The organism is Pseudomonas sp. AL03 (assembly GCF_029960815.1).
Classification (GTDB): Bacteria; Pseudomonadota; Gammaproteobacteria; order Pseudomonadales; family Pseudomonadaceae; genus Aquipseudomonas.
The window spans coordinates 43,708-58,831 of record NZ_JASBRE010000013.1; the positions used below are offsets into that span (position 1 = coordinate 43,708).

Sequence of the window (15,124 nt, forward strand, 5' to 3'; positions counted from 1 at the left end):
ACCGTCAACAGCGTTATATGCCGCAGATCAATAATCGAAGCGCTTTGTCGACGACAAAGAGTTGTTATTGAAGTGCAAGCGGCACTTGCAAAAAAAGATTAAACAGACCTCGCCAGGTATGGCGAGGGATAACACCTCAGGAAGAACCCATGAAGATGGCAAAGAGCCCGGCCACCGCACCTTTAATCAAGGCCCTGGGCGACTATAAGAGCATCCTGATCAGCGTCGGTTGTTTTACCGCATTGATTAACGTGCTGATGCTGGTTCCGTCGATTTACATGCTCCAGGTCTATGACCGCGTATTGTCGTCGCAAAACGAAACAACGCTGGCCATGTTGTCATTAATGGTCGTCGGGTTCTTTGCCTTCATTGGCTTGCTGGAGATTGTGCGCAGCTTCATCGTCATTCGCATCGGCAGCCAATTGGAGCGCCGCTTCAATTTGCGGGTCTATCAGGCCGCCTTCGAGCGCAACCTGTTCAAGGGCGAAGGCAACGCCGGACAGTCGTTGGGGGACCTGACCCATATTCGTCAGTTCGTTACCGGCCCGGCATTGTTTGCCTTCTTCGATGCGCCGTGGTTTCCGGTCTATCTGTTCGTGATCTACCTGTTCGATGTCTGGCTCGGCGTGTTCGCGACGGTGGGCGCGGTGCTGTTGATTGGCCTTGCTTGCCTCAACGAGACCCTGACCAAAAAGCCCTTGGGCGAAGCGGCAGGGTTTTCCCAGAAATCCAGCCAACTGGCCACCAGTCACCTGCACAATGCCGAAACCATTCAAGCCATGGGCATGCTCGGGGCGTTGCGTAAACGTTGGTTCCAGGTTCATTCACGTTTCCTCGGCCTGCAGAATCAGGCCAGTGACACCGGTGCCGTCATCAGCTCCCTGAGCAAAACCCTGCGGCTGTGCCTGCAATCGCTGGTGCTGGGTCTTGGCGCCTTGCTGGTGATCAAGGGTGATATGACAGCCGGGATGATGATCGCCGGTTCCATCCTGATGGGACGCGTCCTGAGCCCTATCGATCAGTTGATCGCCGTGTGGAAACAGTGGAGCGGCGCCAAACTTGCCTACCGTCGTCTCGACGCCTTGCTGCAAGCCTATCCGCCCAGTGACGAAGCCATGGCGCTACCCGCGCCCAAAGGCCAGATCAGCTTCGAGCAAGTCAGTGCCGGCCCGCCGGGGCAACGCGCGGCGACCCTGCACCTAGTCAATTTCAGCCTCAGCGCGGGAGAAGTGATGGGGGTGCTCGGCGCTTCCGGTTCCGGTAAGTCGACGCTGGCCCGGGTGCTGGTTGGCGTCTGGCCAACGCTTGGCGGGACGGTGCGGCTCGACGGCGCGGACATTCATCGCTGGAACCGCGACGACCTCGGCCCCTACATCGGTTATCTGCCGCAAGACATCGAACTGTTCAGTGGCAGCATCGCCGAAAACATCGCCCGGTTTCGCGCGGCGGATCCGCAAAAAGTCGTTGAAGCAGCGCAGCAGGCCGGCGTTCACGAACTGATCCTGCGCATGCCTCAGGGCTATGACACTGTGCTCGGCGAGGACGGCAGTGGACTGTCCGGTGGTCAAAAACAGCGTGTGGCCCTGGCGCGCGCCCTGTATGGCAATCCGAGTCTGGTGGTGCTGGATGAACCCAACTCCAACCTCGACACCGTAGGCGAATCGGCACTGGCTGGCGCCATTGCACACCTGAAAGCCCGGGGCACCAGCGTGATTCTGGTCACCCATCGCTCTTCGGCGCTGGCCCAAGCCGACAAATTGCTGGTGCTCAGCGAAGGGCGTTTGCAGGCCTTCGGCCCGAGCCAAGAGGTGCTCAAGGCACTCTCTGGTGCCCAGGAACAACAACGTGAAAAAGCGGCGCCGGCACCGGGCGGGCTTAGCATGAGTCGGCAGTATCAGGCCTCCACAGGGAATTCGGGTGTATGAGCAGCGCACAGATGGACAGTCAAAACGAAGCGACCATGGAGCACGACTACATCGCTGAACGCCCTGAACGCGACGCGGGATTTTTCGCGCGCATGGGCTGGATACTGGCGATCGTCGGCGCCGGAAGTTTCTTCACGTGGGCCAGTCTCGCGCCTCTTGACCAAGGCATTCCCGTGCAAGGCACGGTCGTGGTGTCGGGCAAACGCAAAGCCGTGCAATCGATGAGCAGTGGCGTGGTCAGCCAGATTCTGGTGCGCGAGGGCCAAGTGGTAAAGCAGGGCCAGCCTTTGTTCCAGCTCGACCAGACGCAAGTCGCCGCTGACGTGCAATCACTGCAAGCGCAATACCGCATGGCCTGGGCCAGTCTGGCACGGTGGCAGAGTGAACGGGACAACCTCAAGCAGGTGAGTTTCCCCACTGAACTGAGCAACGATCCCGACCCACGCCTGGCACTGGTCCTCGAAGGCCAGCGGCAGTTGTTCAGCAGTCGCCGTGAAGCGTTTTCCCGCGAACAGGCCGCCTTGCGCGCCAGCATCGAAGGCGCCAGCGCGCAACTGGCGGGCATGCGCCGCGCCCGCACTGACCTGACTGCCCAGGCCAGCTCTCTGCAACAACAACTGAGTAACCTTCAGCCCTTGGCAGATAACGGCTACATCCCGCGCAATCGGTTGATGGAGTACCAGCGTCAGCTGTCGCAAGTTCAGCAACAATTGGCGGAAAACACCGGCGAAAGCGGCCAGGTAGAGCAGGGCATTCTCGAATCGCGGCTGAAACTGCAGCAGCACATCGAGGAATACCAGAAAGAAGTCCGCACCCAACTGGCCGATGCGCAATTGAAAAGCGTGACGCTGGAAGAGCAACTGACCTCCGCCGGGTTCGACCTGCAACACAGCGAGATCATCGCCACGGCCGATGGCATCGCGGTCAACCTCGGGGTTCACACCGTGGGCGCGGTGGTGCGTCAGGGCGAAACCCTGCTGGAGATCGTGCCTCAGGGGACGAGTCTGGAGGTGGAAGGGCACCTGCCAGTCAACCTGGTCGACAAGGTCGGCACGCACTTGCCGGTGGACATTCTGTTCACGGCGTTCAACCAGAGCCGCACGCCGCGCGTGCCCGGCGAAGTCAGCCTGATCTCCGCCGACCAGATGATCGACGAAAAAACCGGTGCGCCGTATTACGTGCTGCGCAGCAGCGTCAGCGATCAGGCCATGGAAAAACTCAACGGCCTTGTGATCAAGCCCGGCATGCCAGCGGAAATGTTCGTGCGCACCGGTGAACGTTCACTCCTCAACTATTTGTTCAAACCGCTGCTCGACCGGGCAGGCTCCGCGTTGACCGAGGAATAAGGATGTTCGGCTGTATGAATAAGCTTTCCATGCTCGCCTCGACCCTGGCGTTGCTGACGTGCAACAGTGTGCTGGCCATGGGGCCGTTCGACGTCTACGAACAAGCGTTGCGCAACGATCCGGTGTTCCTCGGCGCCATCAAAGAACGCGATGCTGGCCTTGAAAACCGCGTCATTGGCCGCGCCGGGCTGTTACCCCGGATCGGTTACAACTACAACAAGGGGCGCAACTCCTCCAAGGTCACCTCCCTCAACGAGCGCGGGCAAAACCGCACCGATGACCGCAACTACAGCAGTTACGGCTCGACCCTGACCCTGCAACAACCGCTGCTCGACTACGAGGCTTACGCGTCGTATCGCAAAGGCGTGGCGCAGTCGCTGTTCGCCGATGAGAACTTTCGCGGCAAAAGCCAAGAGCTGCTGGTTCGGGTGCTGGAGAACTACACCAAAGCATTGTTCGCTCAGGATCAGATCGACATTGCCTTGGCCAAGAAAAAAGCTTTTGAGCAGCAGTTCCAGCAGAACGAGCAGATGTTTCGTCAGGGCGAGGGCACGCGCACCGACATTCTTGAGGCCGAGTCGCGCTATGAGCTGGCCACCGCCGAGGAAATCGAGGCCCGCAACGAACAGGATGCGTCCTTGCGGGAACTGGGGGCGCTGATCGGCGTGCCGGCCATCGACATCGCCGATTTGACGCCACTGGACCCGCATTTCCAGACGTTCACCCTGCAACCGGCCAACTACGACACTTGGCACGAGATCGCGGTGGCCAACAACCCGAACCTGGCCTCCCAGCGCCAGGCGCTGGAGGTGGCGCGCTACGAGGTTGAACGCAATCGCGCCGGGCACCTGCCGAAAGTCAGCGCTTACGCCTCCGTGAGGCAGAACGAGTCGGAAAGCGGCAACACCTACAACCAGCGTTACGACACCAACACCATCGGCATCGAAGTCAACGTGCCGCTGTATGCCGGTGGCGGGGTCTCGGCCTCGACGCGCCAGGCCAGCCGCGCGATGGAGCAGGCCGAATACGAACTGGACGGCAAGACCCGGGAAACGCTGATTGAGCTGCGTCGGCAGTTCAGCGCTTGCCTGTCGGGCGTGAGCAAACTGAGGGCCTACCAGAAAGCCCTGGCCTCCGCCGAAGCGCTGGTGGTGTCGACCCGGCAAAGCATCCTTGGCGGTGAACGCGTCAATCTCGATGCGCTGAACGCCGAACAACAACTTTTTACCACCCGCCGGGATCTGGCCCAGACACGTTATGACTACTTGATGGCCTGGACCAAGTTGCATTACTACGCCGGAACCTTGAGCGAGCAGGACCTCGCCAAGGTTGACGAGGCGTTCGGCCAAGGCCCAAGGATCCAATGATGAACTTGTAGCAGCTGGCGAAGCCTGCGTTCGGCTGCGAAGCAGTCGTAAAACCTGACAACGTGGTTTGTCAGACAGACCGAATGGCGACTGCTCCGCAGCCGAACGCAGGCTTCGCCAGCTGCTACAGGGAGATGTGTTGCTGCCCCTAATGGGGGAACCAGCATTCTAAAAACGCCAAAAAAGCGAGAAGTCATGAACACGGACGTACAGATCAAGCCGAGTTCGGTCGGCACGTTACTGCTCTGGATTTCATTAGCGCCAGGTTCGGCCCAAGCGCTTTATCAGGAAACCGGCACCCTCGGCGATGCCGCCAGTTGGCGCACCGCAGAATTTCAGCGCGACTGGGGCCTTGCCCGCATGCAGGCCGATCAAGCCTATGCCGCCGGCATCACGGGCAAAGGCGTGAAAATCGGCGAGCTTGATTCAGGCTTCGATGCTTCCCATCCAGAATTCGCTACCGACCGTTACCACGCGGTGCTGGCCAGCGGCAGTTACGTCGATGGTTCGTCGTTCAACGTCGACGGCACGCTCAACCCCAACAACGATTCCCACGGCACGCATGTCGCCGGCACCATCGGTGCCTCGCGCGACGGCATTGGTATGCACGGCGTGGCCTACAACGCGCAGGTCTACGTCGGTAACACCAACAAGAACGACAGCTTCCTGTTCGGCCCCAATCCTGATCCACGCTACTTCAAAGCGGTCTATAACGCGTTGGCGGATGCCGGTGTGCGAGCGATCAACAACAGCTGGGGCAGCCAACCACCGGATGTCAGCTATCGGACCCTCGACGATCTGCATGCGGCCTATGCCCAGCACTGGAACAAAGGTACCTGGCTCGACGAGGCAGCCGACGTTTCCCGACGCGGCGTGATCAACGTGTTCAGCGCCGGTAACAGCGGTTACCCCAACGCCAGCGTGCGTTCAGCCTTGCCCTATTTTGAGCCGGACCTGGAAGGCCACTGGCTGGCGGTGTCAGGGCTGGATCAAAGCAATCAGCAGAAGTACAACCAGTGCGGGATCGCCAAGTATTGGTGCATCACCACCCCCGGCGCGAAAATCGACAGCACCGTTCCCGGCGCAGGCTATGCGATCAAGTCCGGCACCTCCATGTCCGCGCCACATGCCACCGGTGCCTTGGCGCTGGTGATGGAACGCTATCCGTACATGAGCAACCAGCAAGCGCTGGAAACCCTGCTGACCACCGCTACCCAACTCGACGGTTCGATCACCGAGGCGCCGAATACCCGCGTCGGTTGGGGTGTGGCCAACCTTGATCGGGCGATGCGCGGGCCGGGGCAATTACTCGGGCGTTTCGACGCCAATCTGGGGGCAGGGCAGAGCGATGTCTGGAGCAATGACCTCTCGGACAAAGCGCTGATCCAGCGTCAGAGCGAAGACGCGGCGGAGCACAGTGCCTGGCAACAGACACTGAAGACCAAGGGTTGGGAGAATGGTGTGCCGGTCGGTGCCAGCCAGCAGGATCAGACCGACTATGCGGTGGGCATGGCACGCAATCTCGCCGCCACCACTCGGGTCTACGAAGGCAGCCTGATCAAGTCCGGTGCCGGACGCCTGATGCTGACCGGCGACAATACCTGGCGCGGGCCGACCACGGTGAATGGCGGTCTGCTGTCGGTCAACGGTTCGTTGGCATCGAAGGTGACCGTCAATGACAGCGCCACGCTGGGTGGTTCGGGACGCGTCGGCGCACTGACCGCCAACCGCGGCGCTACGGTTGCGCCCGGCAATTCCATTGGCACCTTGCAGGTCAGCGGCGATGTCACCTTTGCGCCGGGTTCGACCTACGCAGTGGAGCTATCGCCGACCGAGAGTGACCGGATCATCGCGGGCGGCCCGGCCACGGTCGGCGGCGCGACCGTCAGCCTGTCACTGGAAAACAGCCCGACCTTGCTCAGCGCTCAACACGTGCAAAGTCTGCTCGGTCATCAGTACAACATCCTGCAAGCGGCCGGCGGCATTCAAGGTCAGTTCGGCGCCGTGCTGCCCAACTATCTGTTCATCGGTGGCAGCCTTGATTACGCCGCCACCGGCATTCAACTGAGTGTCGAACGCAACGACACGACCTTCGCCAGCGTCGGCCAAACGCCGAACCAGCGCTCCGTTGCCTCCGCCGTGGAAGGGCTTGGGGCGGGTAATCCGGTTTACGAAAGCCTGCTGCTGTCGCCCACCGCAACGTCCGCCCAACAGGCGTTTCAGCAGTTGTCGGGGGAAATCTATCCGGCGCTAGGGTCGGTACTGATCAACGACAGTCGTTACCTGCGTGATGCCGTCGGTGAGCGACTGGTTGACGCCCGAGGTGCTCAAAGCAATGGCTGGATCAAGGCACTGGGCGCTTGGGGCAAGACCGATGACCGCCATGACACCGCCGGTTACACCACGTCGATTGGCGGCTTGCTCGCCGGTGTCGACGGGTCGCTCGATGAGCAAACCCGGATCGGTCTGGTCACCGGTTATAGCGACAGTTCGGTGAGCATGGGCTCCGGCACGCATTCATCGGCCAAGGTCGACAGCTATCACCTGGGCGCTTATGCCGGCCGCGAGTCAGGTGCCTGGCGCCTGAGTGCCGGCGGTGCCTACAGCTGGCATCGCGCCGACGTCAAACGCGACCTGCAATACGGCGACGTCAGCGCCAAACAGAAAGCCAAGGTCGATGCCGGGACCACCCAAGTGTTCGGTGAAGCGGCGTATCGCCTGAACCTGCAACCTCTGGCGCTCGAGCCTTTCGCGAACCTGGCTTACGTGCACCTCAACACCGAAGGTTTCACCGAGAAAGGTGACGCCGCCGCACTGAAAAGCAGTGGCGACCCGCGTGACGCAGTGCTCAGCACGTTGGGCGTGCGCGCGTTGAAAACCGTGAACCTGTCCGGCCAGCAACGACTGGACCTGAGCGGCAGCCTCGGCTGGCAGCACAACCTGAGCAACACCGACTCCGAGGAACATCTGGCGTTTGCCAGCGGCAGCACAGCGTTTTCCGTAGAAAGTTCGCCCATGGTGCGTGATGCGGCGCTGGTGGGCGCCCATGCCAGCCTGGCCCTGAGCCGGGACATTCGCTTGAACCTCGATTACACCGGGCAACTGGCCAGCCGCGAGAAGAGCCATGGCGTCGGGCTCAGCCTCAATTGGCAGTTTTAACGCGAACCCTTTAGCAGCTGGCGCAGCCTGCGTTCGGCTGCGCAGCAGTCGCAAGATCAGACTCTGCGGTCCGTCAGTTACACCGTGCATTCAGGGTTTACGACTGCTGCGCAGCCGAACGCAGGCTTCGCCAGCTGCTACAGGGATCGTGCTTCACAAATATAAAAACAGGTGCTTTCAAGGCCCAGGAATTTTGGCAACACAACTAAGGACGGTAGCTGGATGAATAACAAGTACAACAACCTTGCCTTTCTCTGCGCATTGGCCACCCTCGGTACCGCGCAAGCGGCGCCCTACGTGGAAAACGGCAGAGCGGGTGATCCCAACAGTTGGCGCAGCGCTGAATTCAATGCCGATTGGGGACTGGGAGCGGTCAACGCACAAGAGGCCTACGCCGCCGGTTACACCGGTAAAGGCGTGAAACTGGGGATCTTCGACCAACCGGTCTACGCCGCGCATCCGGAGTTTTCCGGTCCCAACAAAGTGATCACTCTGGTCACCAGCGGCATCCGCGAATACACCGACCCGTACATCCCGGTCAAAGCGGGAGACGCTTTTCGCTACGACGGTTCGCCCTCGATCGGTTCCGACGGCAAGCTCGGTGCCCACGGTACCCACGTTGGAGGGATCGCTGCCGGCACTCGAGATGGCGGCCCGATGCATGGCGTGGCGTTTGGCTCGCAGATCATCAGTGCGGACAACGGAGATCCGGGCCCAGAGGACGGCATTATTCGCGGCAACGACGGAGCGGTTTACAAGGCCGGTTGGGATGCCTTGATCGCCAGCGGCGCGCGGATCATCAACAACAGTTGGGGCATCGGCATCACCGATCGCTTCGACCTCGGCGGACGCAACCCCGCATACCCGCATTTCACCGTGCAAGACGCGCAATTGCAGTTCAACGAGATCCGTCCGTTGCTCGGGACCAAACCGGGCGGAGCCTACGACGGCGCCATCGCGGCGGCTCGCAGCGGTATCGTGACGATCTTCGCGGCCGGCAACGACTACAACCTCAACAACCCGGACGCCATCGCGGGCCTGGGTTATTTCGTCCCGGACATCGCGCCGAACTGGGTCACCGTGGCGGCCTTGCAAAAGAACCCGGACCTCAACAGCCCGGACCTCTACAACATCAGCACCTTCTCTTCACGCTGCGGCTATACCGCAAGCTTTTGCGTGTCTGCACCGGGCAGCAAGATCTACAGCTCGATCATCAGCGGTACCAACGCCGGCAACCTGACCACCGGCTACGCCAACTACAACGGCACCTCGATGGCGGCGCCGCATGTCGCCGGTTCCATGGCAGTGCTGATGGAGCGCTTCCCGTACATGACCGGCGCCCAGGTCGCCAGCGTGTTGCGCACCACAGCCACCGACCTCGGTGCGTCGGGTGTCGATTCGCTGTATGGCTGGGGCATGATCAACCTGCGCAAAGGCATCGATGGCCCGGCGATGTTCGTCACCGAGCAGGACATTCCCGAAGAATTTCGCATTCAGGGGGCCTACGGTTCGAGTCAGTTTGTCGCGGATTTGCCAGGCATCGGCGCGATCATCGACGCGGGTAAACCGACCGAACGCGTCTGCAATGACGTGCACTGCGGCCTCGACACGTGGCGCAACGACATTTCCGGGCACGGCGGTTTGACCAAGCAAGGCATCGGCACGTTGGTCATGACTGGCGCCAACACCTACACCGGCCCGACGCGGGTCAATCAGGGCCGCCTGGCCATCAACGGTTCGCTCGCATCAGCCGTCACGGTCAATGACAGCGGCATCCTCGGGGGTAACGGTCGCATCAGTGCGCTGACCGCCAAAAGCGGCGGCACCGTGGCGCCGGGCAATTCCATCGGCACCTTGCAGGTGGCGGGCGACGTAACCTTCGAGCGCGGGTCGACCTATGCCGTGGAATTGTCGCCCACCCGCAGCGACCAGATCGTGGCGGGCGGTAAAGCCGTGATCGACGGCGCTACCGTCAGCCTGTCCCTGGAAAACAGCCCGACCTTGCTGACCACCGGCGAAGTGAAATCCCTGCTCGGCAATCAATACAACATTCTGCAAGCGGCCGGCGGGATCGAAGGGCGTTTCGGCGCGGTGCTACCGGATTACCTGTTCATCGGAGGCACACTCGACTACTCGGCCAATGGCATCCAACTGGCGGTAGAGCGCAACGCAGCGTCCTTCACCAGCGTCGGCCAAACTCCGAATCAACGCGCCGTCGCCGCGGCCGCCGAGCAATTGGGCGCCGGCAATTCACTCTATGAAACCTTGCTGTTGTCGCCGACCGCGGCGGTCGCTCAGCAAGCCTTCCAGCAGCTCTCCGGTGAGATTCACCCGGCGATCGGCACACTGCTGATCAACGACAGCCGCCACCTGCGCGATGCCGTCGGCGAACGCCTGCGCGAGCGTGATCTGTTCAATGCTGCGGCACCGACGGATGACCGTAGCAACGCCTGGGTCAAAGTCCTCGGCGCCTGGGGCAAGAGCGATGGCGGGCATGACAACGCCAGTTCCAACAGCTCCATTGGCGGCTTGCTGGCCGGTGTCGACGGTCTGATCACTGAAGATACGCGGCTGGGTTTCGTGACCGGTTACAGCGACAGTTCGTTGAGCATGGGCGATGGCACGCATTCGTCAGCCTCCGTCGACAGCTACCACTTGGGCGCCTATCTGGGCCATGAAATCGATGCGCTTCGTCTGAGCGTCGGCGGCGCCTACAGCTGGCATCGCATCGACGTGAAGCGTGATCTGCAATTCGGCGACGTCAGCGGCAAACAGAAATCCAAACGCGACGCGACAACCGCACAACTGTTTACCGAAGCGGCGTATCGCCTGGACCTGCAACCGCTGGCACTGGAGCCGTTCGCCAATCTGGCTTACGTGCACCTCAACAGTGACAGCTTCACCGAGAAAGGTGATGCCGCAGCGCTCAAGGGTGGCGAAGACAACCGCGACGCCGTGCTCTCGACCCTCGGGATTCGGGCGAGCAAAGCGATTGCCCTGTCGGACAAACAGCAGCTGGAACTGTCCGGCACCCTGGGCTGGCAGCACAACCTGAGCAACACCCGTTCCGAAGATCACCTGGCCTTCGCCAACGGCAACACCGGGTTCAGCGTGCAGAGCGTTTCCATGGATCGCAACGCCGCCGTTGTGGGTGCGCGGGCCGGTCTGGCGGTAGCGCAGGATGTGCGGGTGAGCCTGGATTACAACGGACTGCTGGGCTCCCACGAGAAAGACCATGGTGTGGGTCTGACGCTCGACTGGCAGTTTTGATTTAACGCAAAGGAAGCAAGCATATGGGACTTTTTGACTACAAAAATGCCGACGGCAAGGCGCTGTACTCCGATGCCATCGCGCTGACGCTGTATGCGTACACGCCAACGGGGCAGCCGCTGCCGGCGACCGGATGGGCGCCGATTGGCGCTACGCAGTTGGGTTATCAGGGCAAGGTCGGCGCTCTGGGCACCTTTTATGGCGAGAAGGATGGCTTCACCAGCGCCGAAGCCGAAGTACTCGGCAAGTACGACGCCGCGGGCAAGCTGATCGGTATCGGTATTGCCTTGCGTGGGACCGGCGGCCTGGGTTACAGCGACACCTTCGGCGACATGAAAAACAACCTGCTGGCTGCTGTCGGCCCGGTGGATTACGCGACGAATTACGCGAAAAACGCCTTCGACAGTTTGCTCAAGGACGTCGCTGCGTTTGCGATCGCCCATCACCTGAGCGCCAGAGACGTAATGGTCAGTGGTCATAGCCTGGGCGGGCTGGGGGTCAACAGCCTCGCGCAATTGAGCGGCAGCCACTGGGGCGGCTTCTTCAAGGACGCCAACTACATCGCCTTCGCCTCACCGACCCAGAGCGCCACCGGCAGCAATGTGTTGAACATCGGCTACGAGAACGACCCGGTGTTTCGGGCACTCGACGGCACCACGTTCAGCAGCGGTTCCCTGGGCAAACACGATGGTCATCAGGACTCGGCGACCAACAACATCGTCAACTTCAATGACCAGTACGCGTCCACCTCGCAGAACCTGGTGCCGTTCAGCATCCTCAACCCGTTGAACTGGTCGGCTCACGGCTCGCTGGGTTATGCCGAGGGGTTGAACCGGGTGATCGACTCGCGTTTCTACGACCTCACCGACAAGGACTCGACGCTGATCGTTTCCAACCTGGCGGAATCGTCCCGGGGCAAAACCTGGGTCGAAGACCTTGGTCGCAGCGGCGAACCTCACACCGGCAGCACCTTCATCATCGGCACCGACAGCAACGATCTGCTCAAGGGCAGTACCGGTAATGACTTCATCGAAGGCCGCGACGGCAACGACCGGTTCCGCGATGACGGCGGCTTCAACATCCTGCTGGGCGGCAAGGGCAGCAACACCTTCGAATTGCAGAAGCCGTTGCAGAACTTCAGCTTTGCCAATGACGGCGACGGCACGCTGTACGTGCGTGATGCCTATGGCGGCATCAGCATGACCCGCGACATCGGCGCGCTGGTCAGTAAAGAGTCGGGTTCATGGTGGGGGAGCAAGGAGGTGACTTACAGCGTCATCGCCAACGGTTTGCTCAACGGCAGTGAACTGACTCAGTACAACCACTCGCTCAACGGTGACGCCTACGGCAACACCCTGGCCGCCAGCGTCGACGGCGACTGGTTGTTCGGCAATGCCGGCGATGACCTGCTGCGCAGCGACAAAAGCCAGGTGACGTTTGTCGGTGGCGCGGGCAATGACGTGATGCAGGCCTCGGGTGGCAACAACACGTTCCTGTTCAGCGGCGCCTTTGGTTTCGACGCGATCAATGGCTACCAGGGCGGCGACAAACTGCTGTTCATGGGCGTTCAGGGCGCGGGGCAGGGGTATGACTACCAGCAACACGCTTCGCAGTCGGGCCATGACACGGTGCTGAAGGTTGGCGACTTTGCCGTGACCCTGGTGGGGGTGGGACTGGATACCCTGTCGGCTTCAGGCATTACGTTTGCCTAAAGGCTGCATGCACTAGATGCTCCGGGGCGCCTTGTGATTGAGGCGTCCTGGTTGTGAGCTATCTCTGACAATTCCAACAAAAAGAGAGGCAATACCATGGGTGTGTACGACTACAAAAACTTCGGTACAGCAGATTCCAAAGCGTTGTTCAACGACGCCATGGCAATCACGCTGTATTCCTATCACAACCTCGATAACGGCTTTGCCACCGGCTACCAGCACAACGGCTTCGGCCTTGGATTGCCGGCGACACTGGTCACGGCGCTGATCGGCGGCACCGACTCCCAGGGTGTCATCCCCGGCGTTCCGTGGAACCCCGATTCGGAAAAAGCCGCGCTGGACGCGGTGCAGAACGCCGGCTGGACGCCCATCACCGCCACACAACTGGGCTATGACGGTAAGGTCGACGCACGCGGAACGTTTTTCGGCGAAAAGGACGGCTACACCAGCGCTCAGGTAGAAATCCTCGGCAAGTACGACGCGCAGGGTCATCTCAGCGAAATCGGTATCGCCTTTCGCGGCACCAGCGGCCCCCGGGAAACCCTGGTCAGTGATTCAATCGCAGACGTGATCAACGATCTGATGGCGGCGTTGGGGCCGAAAGATTACGCCAAGAACTACGTCGGCGAAGCCTTCGGCGACCTGCTCAGTGACGTTGCGGCATTTGCCCGGGCCAATGGCCTGTCGGGCAAGGACGTGCTGGTCAGCGGCCATAGCCTCGGTGGGTTGGCGGTCAATAGCCTGGCGGACTTGAGCAACGACAAATGGGCCGGGTTCTACCAGGATTCCAACTACATCGCCTACGCCTCGCCGACCCAAAGCGGCACGGACAAAGTGCTCAACGTCGGATACGAAAACGACCCGGTGTTCCGTGCCCTCGACGGCTCATCGTTCAATCTGTCGTCGGTGGGCGTACACGACGCCGCCAAAGACTCGGCGACCGATAACATCGTCAGCTTCAACGACCACTACGCCTCGACAGCGTGGAATGTGCTGCCGTTTTCCATCCTTAACATCCCGACCTGGATCTCGCACTTGCCCACCGCCTATGGCAACGGCATGAACCGGGTGATCGAATCGACGTTCTACAACCTCACCAGTAAAGACTCGACGATCATCGTCGCCAACCTGTCGGACCCGGCGCGCGCCAACACGTGGGTTCAGGATCTGAATCGCAACGCTGAAACCCATAAGGGCAGCACCTTCATTATCGGCAGCGACGGCAACGATCTGATCCAGGGTGGCAAGGGCAACGACTACCTGGAAGGCCGCGATGGCAACGACACCTTCCGCGACGGTGGTGGCTACAACATCCTGTTGGGCGGCAAGGGCAACAACGTGCTGGACGTGCAACAGTCGGTGAAAAACATCGACTTCGCCAATGACGGTGCCGGCAATCTGTACCTCCGCGACGCCAAGGGTGGCATCAGCATCACCCGCGACATCGGCAGCCTCGTGACCAAGGAACAGGGGTTCCTATGGGGACTGTTCAAGGATGACGTAACCCACAGCGTCACTGCCGAGGGCCTTAAGGCGGGCAACAACCTGATTCAGTACGCCTCAACGGTGAAGGGTGGCGCTGGCGCCGATACGCTCAAGGCTCACGCTGGCGGCGATTGGTTGTTGGGGCTGGGCGACAACGATCATTTGATCGGCGGCAAGGGTAACGACGTGTTTGTCGGCGGGGTGGGAAATGACCTGCTGGAGTCGGGAGGCGGGATCGATACCTTTTTGTTTAGCGGCGCGTTTGGTCAGGACCGGGTGGTTGGCTACCAGGCTGACGACAAACTGGTGTTTCTCGGGGTTCAAGGGGTGACGCCAAATGACGACTATCGGGCGCATGCCACGGCGGTGGGGCACGACACGGTGCTGACGTTCGGGGGGGATTCGGTGACATTGGTCGGGGTGGGATTGGATAGTTTGTCGGGTGCGGGGATTGTTATTGCCTGAGGGTGATGTGACGCTTCATCGCGAGCGAGCTCGCGATGAACGATACGCGCAATTCAGTCTTCCTGCCGAATCGTGGTCACTTCATCGACCTTGACCTTCACTTTTGCCCCGGAAATATCTTCGAACTCGAAGAAGCCATCCTTGGTCTTGGTTTTCGGTATGTCCTTGGTCAAATACTGGGTGCCGTTCTGCAGCGTCACTACCGTTGGCGTCGAGCAACCGGCCAGGACCAGAAAGGCCGCTACCGCCAGGGGCAAGCCCAGAGTCTTGATATTCATAACCACCTCTTATACTTCAAAAAATCAGCGCGACTGTCGCGAACGAAATCAATCGTCACTGCACCTCTAACGCGGTTGGTGCGATGGATCGGCAGAAAGTTCATAGGCACCCGAAAA

The 15,124-nt window shown here is 60.7% G+C and carries 8 protein-coding genes; 7 read left to right on the forward strand and 1 reads right to left on the reverse strand.

Annotated features, from left to right (window positions below):
- The first annotated feature begins 149 nt into the window (after positions 1-149).
- The 7 genes from QK293_RS14525 to QK293_RS14555 all read left to right on the forward strand — a co-directional run bounded on the left by QK293_RS14525 (position 150) and on the right by QK293_RS14555 (position 14,729).
- Entirely contained in the window at positions 150-1,925 is a 1,776-nt protein-coding gene (locus QK293_RS14525) for a type I secretion system permease/ATPase (protein ID WP_282378000.1), read from the forward strand.
- Positions 1,922-3,271 carry an HlyD family type I secretion periplasmic adaptor subunit gene (locus tag QK293_RS14530; protein ID WP_282378002.1) on the forward strand — a complete coding sequence of 450 codons (1,350 nt, stop codon included), beginning with the start codon at positions 1,922-1,924 and terminating at the stop codon, positions 3,269-3,271. The genes QK293_RS14525 and QK293_RS14530 overlap by 4 nt, the downstream gene beginning before the upstream one ends.
- Positions 3,272-3,273: 2 nt before the next feature.
- The gene (locus tag QK293_RS14535; protein ID WP_282378006.1) at positions 3,274-4,638 is read left to right on the forward strand and encodes a TolC family outer membrane protein; all 1,365 of its coding nucleotides are present in this window, start codon (positions 3,274-3,276) and stop codon (positions 4,636-4,638) included.
- Positions 4,639-4,833: 195 nt separating this feature from the next.
- Positions 4,834-7,797 carry an autotransporter serine protease gene (locus QK293_RS14540; protein WP_282378008.1) on the forward strand — a complete coding sequence of 988 codons (2,964 nt, stop codon included), beginning with the start codon at positions 4,834-4,836 and terminating at the stop codon, positions 7,795-7,797.
- 222 nt (positions 7,798-8,019) lie between these two features.
- Positions 8,020-11,067, forward strand: a complete 3,048-nt coding sequence (locus tag QK293_RS14545; protein WP_282378010.1) for an autotransporter serine protease — start codon at positions 8,020-8,022, stop codon at positions 11,065-11,067.
- A gap of 23 nt (positions 11,068-11,090) precedes the next feature.
- Positions 11,091-12,779, forward strand: a complete 1,689-nt coding sequence (locus QK293_RS14550; RefSeq protein ID WP_282378012.1) for a polyurethanase — start codon at positions 11,091-11,093, stop codon at positions 12,777-12,779.
- A 96-nt stretch (positions 12,780-12,875) separates the two neighbouring features.
- Positions 12,876-14,729: a polyurethanase gene (locus tag QK293_RS14555; protein ID WP_282378014.1), complete on the forward strand. Its 1,854-nt coding sequence runs from the start codon at positions 12,876-12,878 to the stop codon at positions 14,727-14,729.
- A gap of 53 nt (positions 14,730-14,782) precedes the next feature.
- Here the strand turns inward: QK293_RS14555 and QK293_RS14560 are convergent, their stop codons facing one another.
- Entirely contained in the window at positions 14,783-15,007 is a 225-nt protein-coding gene (locus QK293_RS14560; RefSeq protein WP_282378016.1) for a YgdI/YgdR family lipoprotein, read from the reverse strand.
- Between the last annotated feature and the right edge of the window lie 117 nt (positions 15,008-15,124).

What these genes read in the sequence shown, in the direction of transcription:
- QK293_RS14525 (WP_282378000.1), top strand. Translation starts at nt 150, where the DNA reads ATGAAGATGGCAAAGAGCCCGGCCACCGCACCTTTAATCAAGGCCCTG.
- QK293_RS14530 (WP_282378002.1), top strand. Translation starts at nt 1,922, where the DNA reads ATGAGCAGCGCACAGATGGACAGTCAAAACGAAGCGACCATGGAGCAC.
- QK293_RS14535 (WP_282378006.1), top strand. Translation starts at nt 3,274, where the DNA reads ATGTTCGGCTGTATGAATAAGCTTTCCATGCTCGCCTCGACCCTGGCG.
- QK293_RS14540 (WP_282378008.1), top strand. Translation starts at nt 4,834, where the DNA reads ATGAACACGGACGTACAGATCAAGCCGAGTTCGGTCGGCACGTTACTG.
- QK293_RS14545 (WP_282378010.1), top strand. Translation starts at nt 8,020, where the DNA reads ATGAATAACAAGTACAACAACCTTGCCTTTCTCTGCGCATTGGCCACC.
- QK293_RS14550 (WP_282378012.1), top strand. Translation starts at nt 11,091, where the DNA reads ATGGGACTTTTTGACTACAAAAATGCCGACGGCAAGGCGCTGTACTCC.
- QK293_RS14555 (WP_282378014.1), top strand. Translation starts at nt 12,876, where the DNA reads ATGGGTGTGTACGACTACAAAAACTTCGGTACAGCAGATTCCAAAGCG.
- QK293_RS14560 (WP_282378016.1), bottom strand. Translation starts at nt 15,007, where the DNA reads ATGAATATCAAGACTCTGGGCTTGCCCCTGGCGGTAGCGGCCTTTCTG.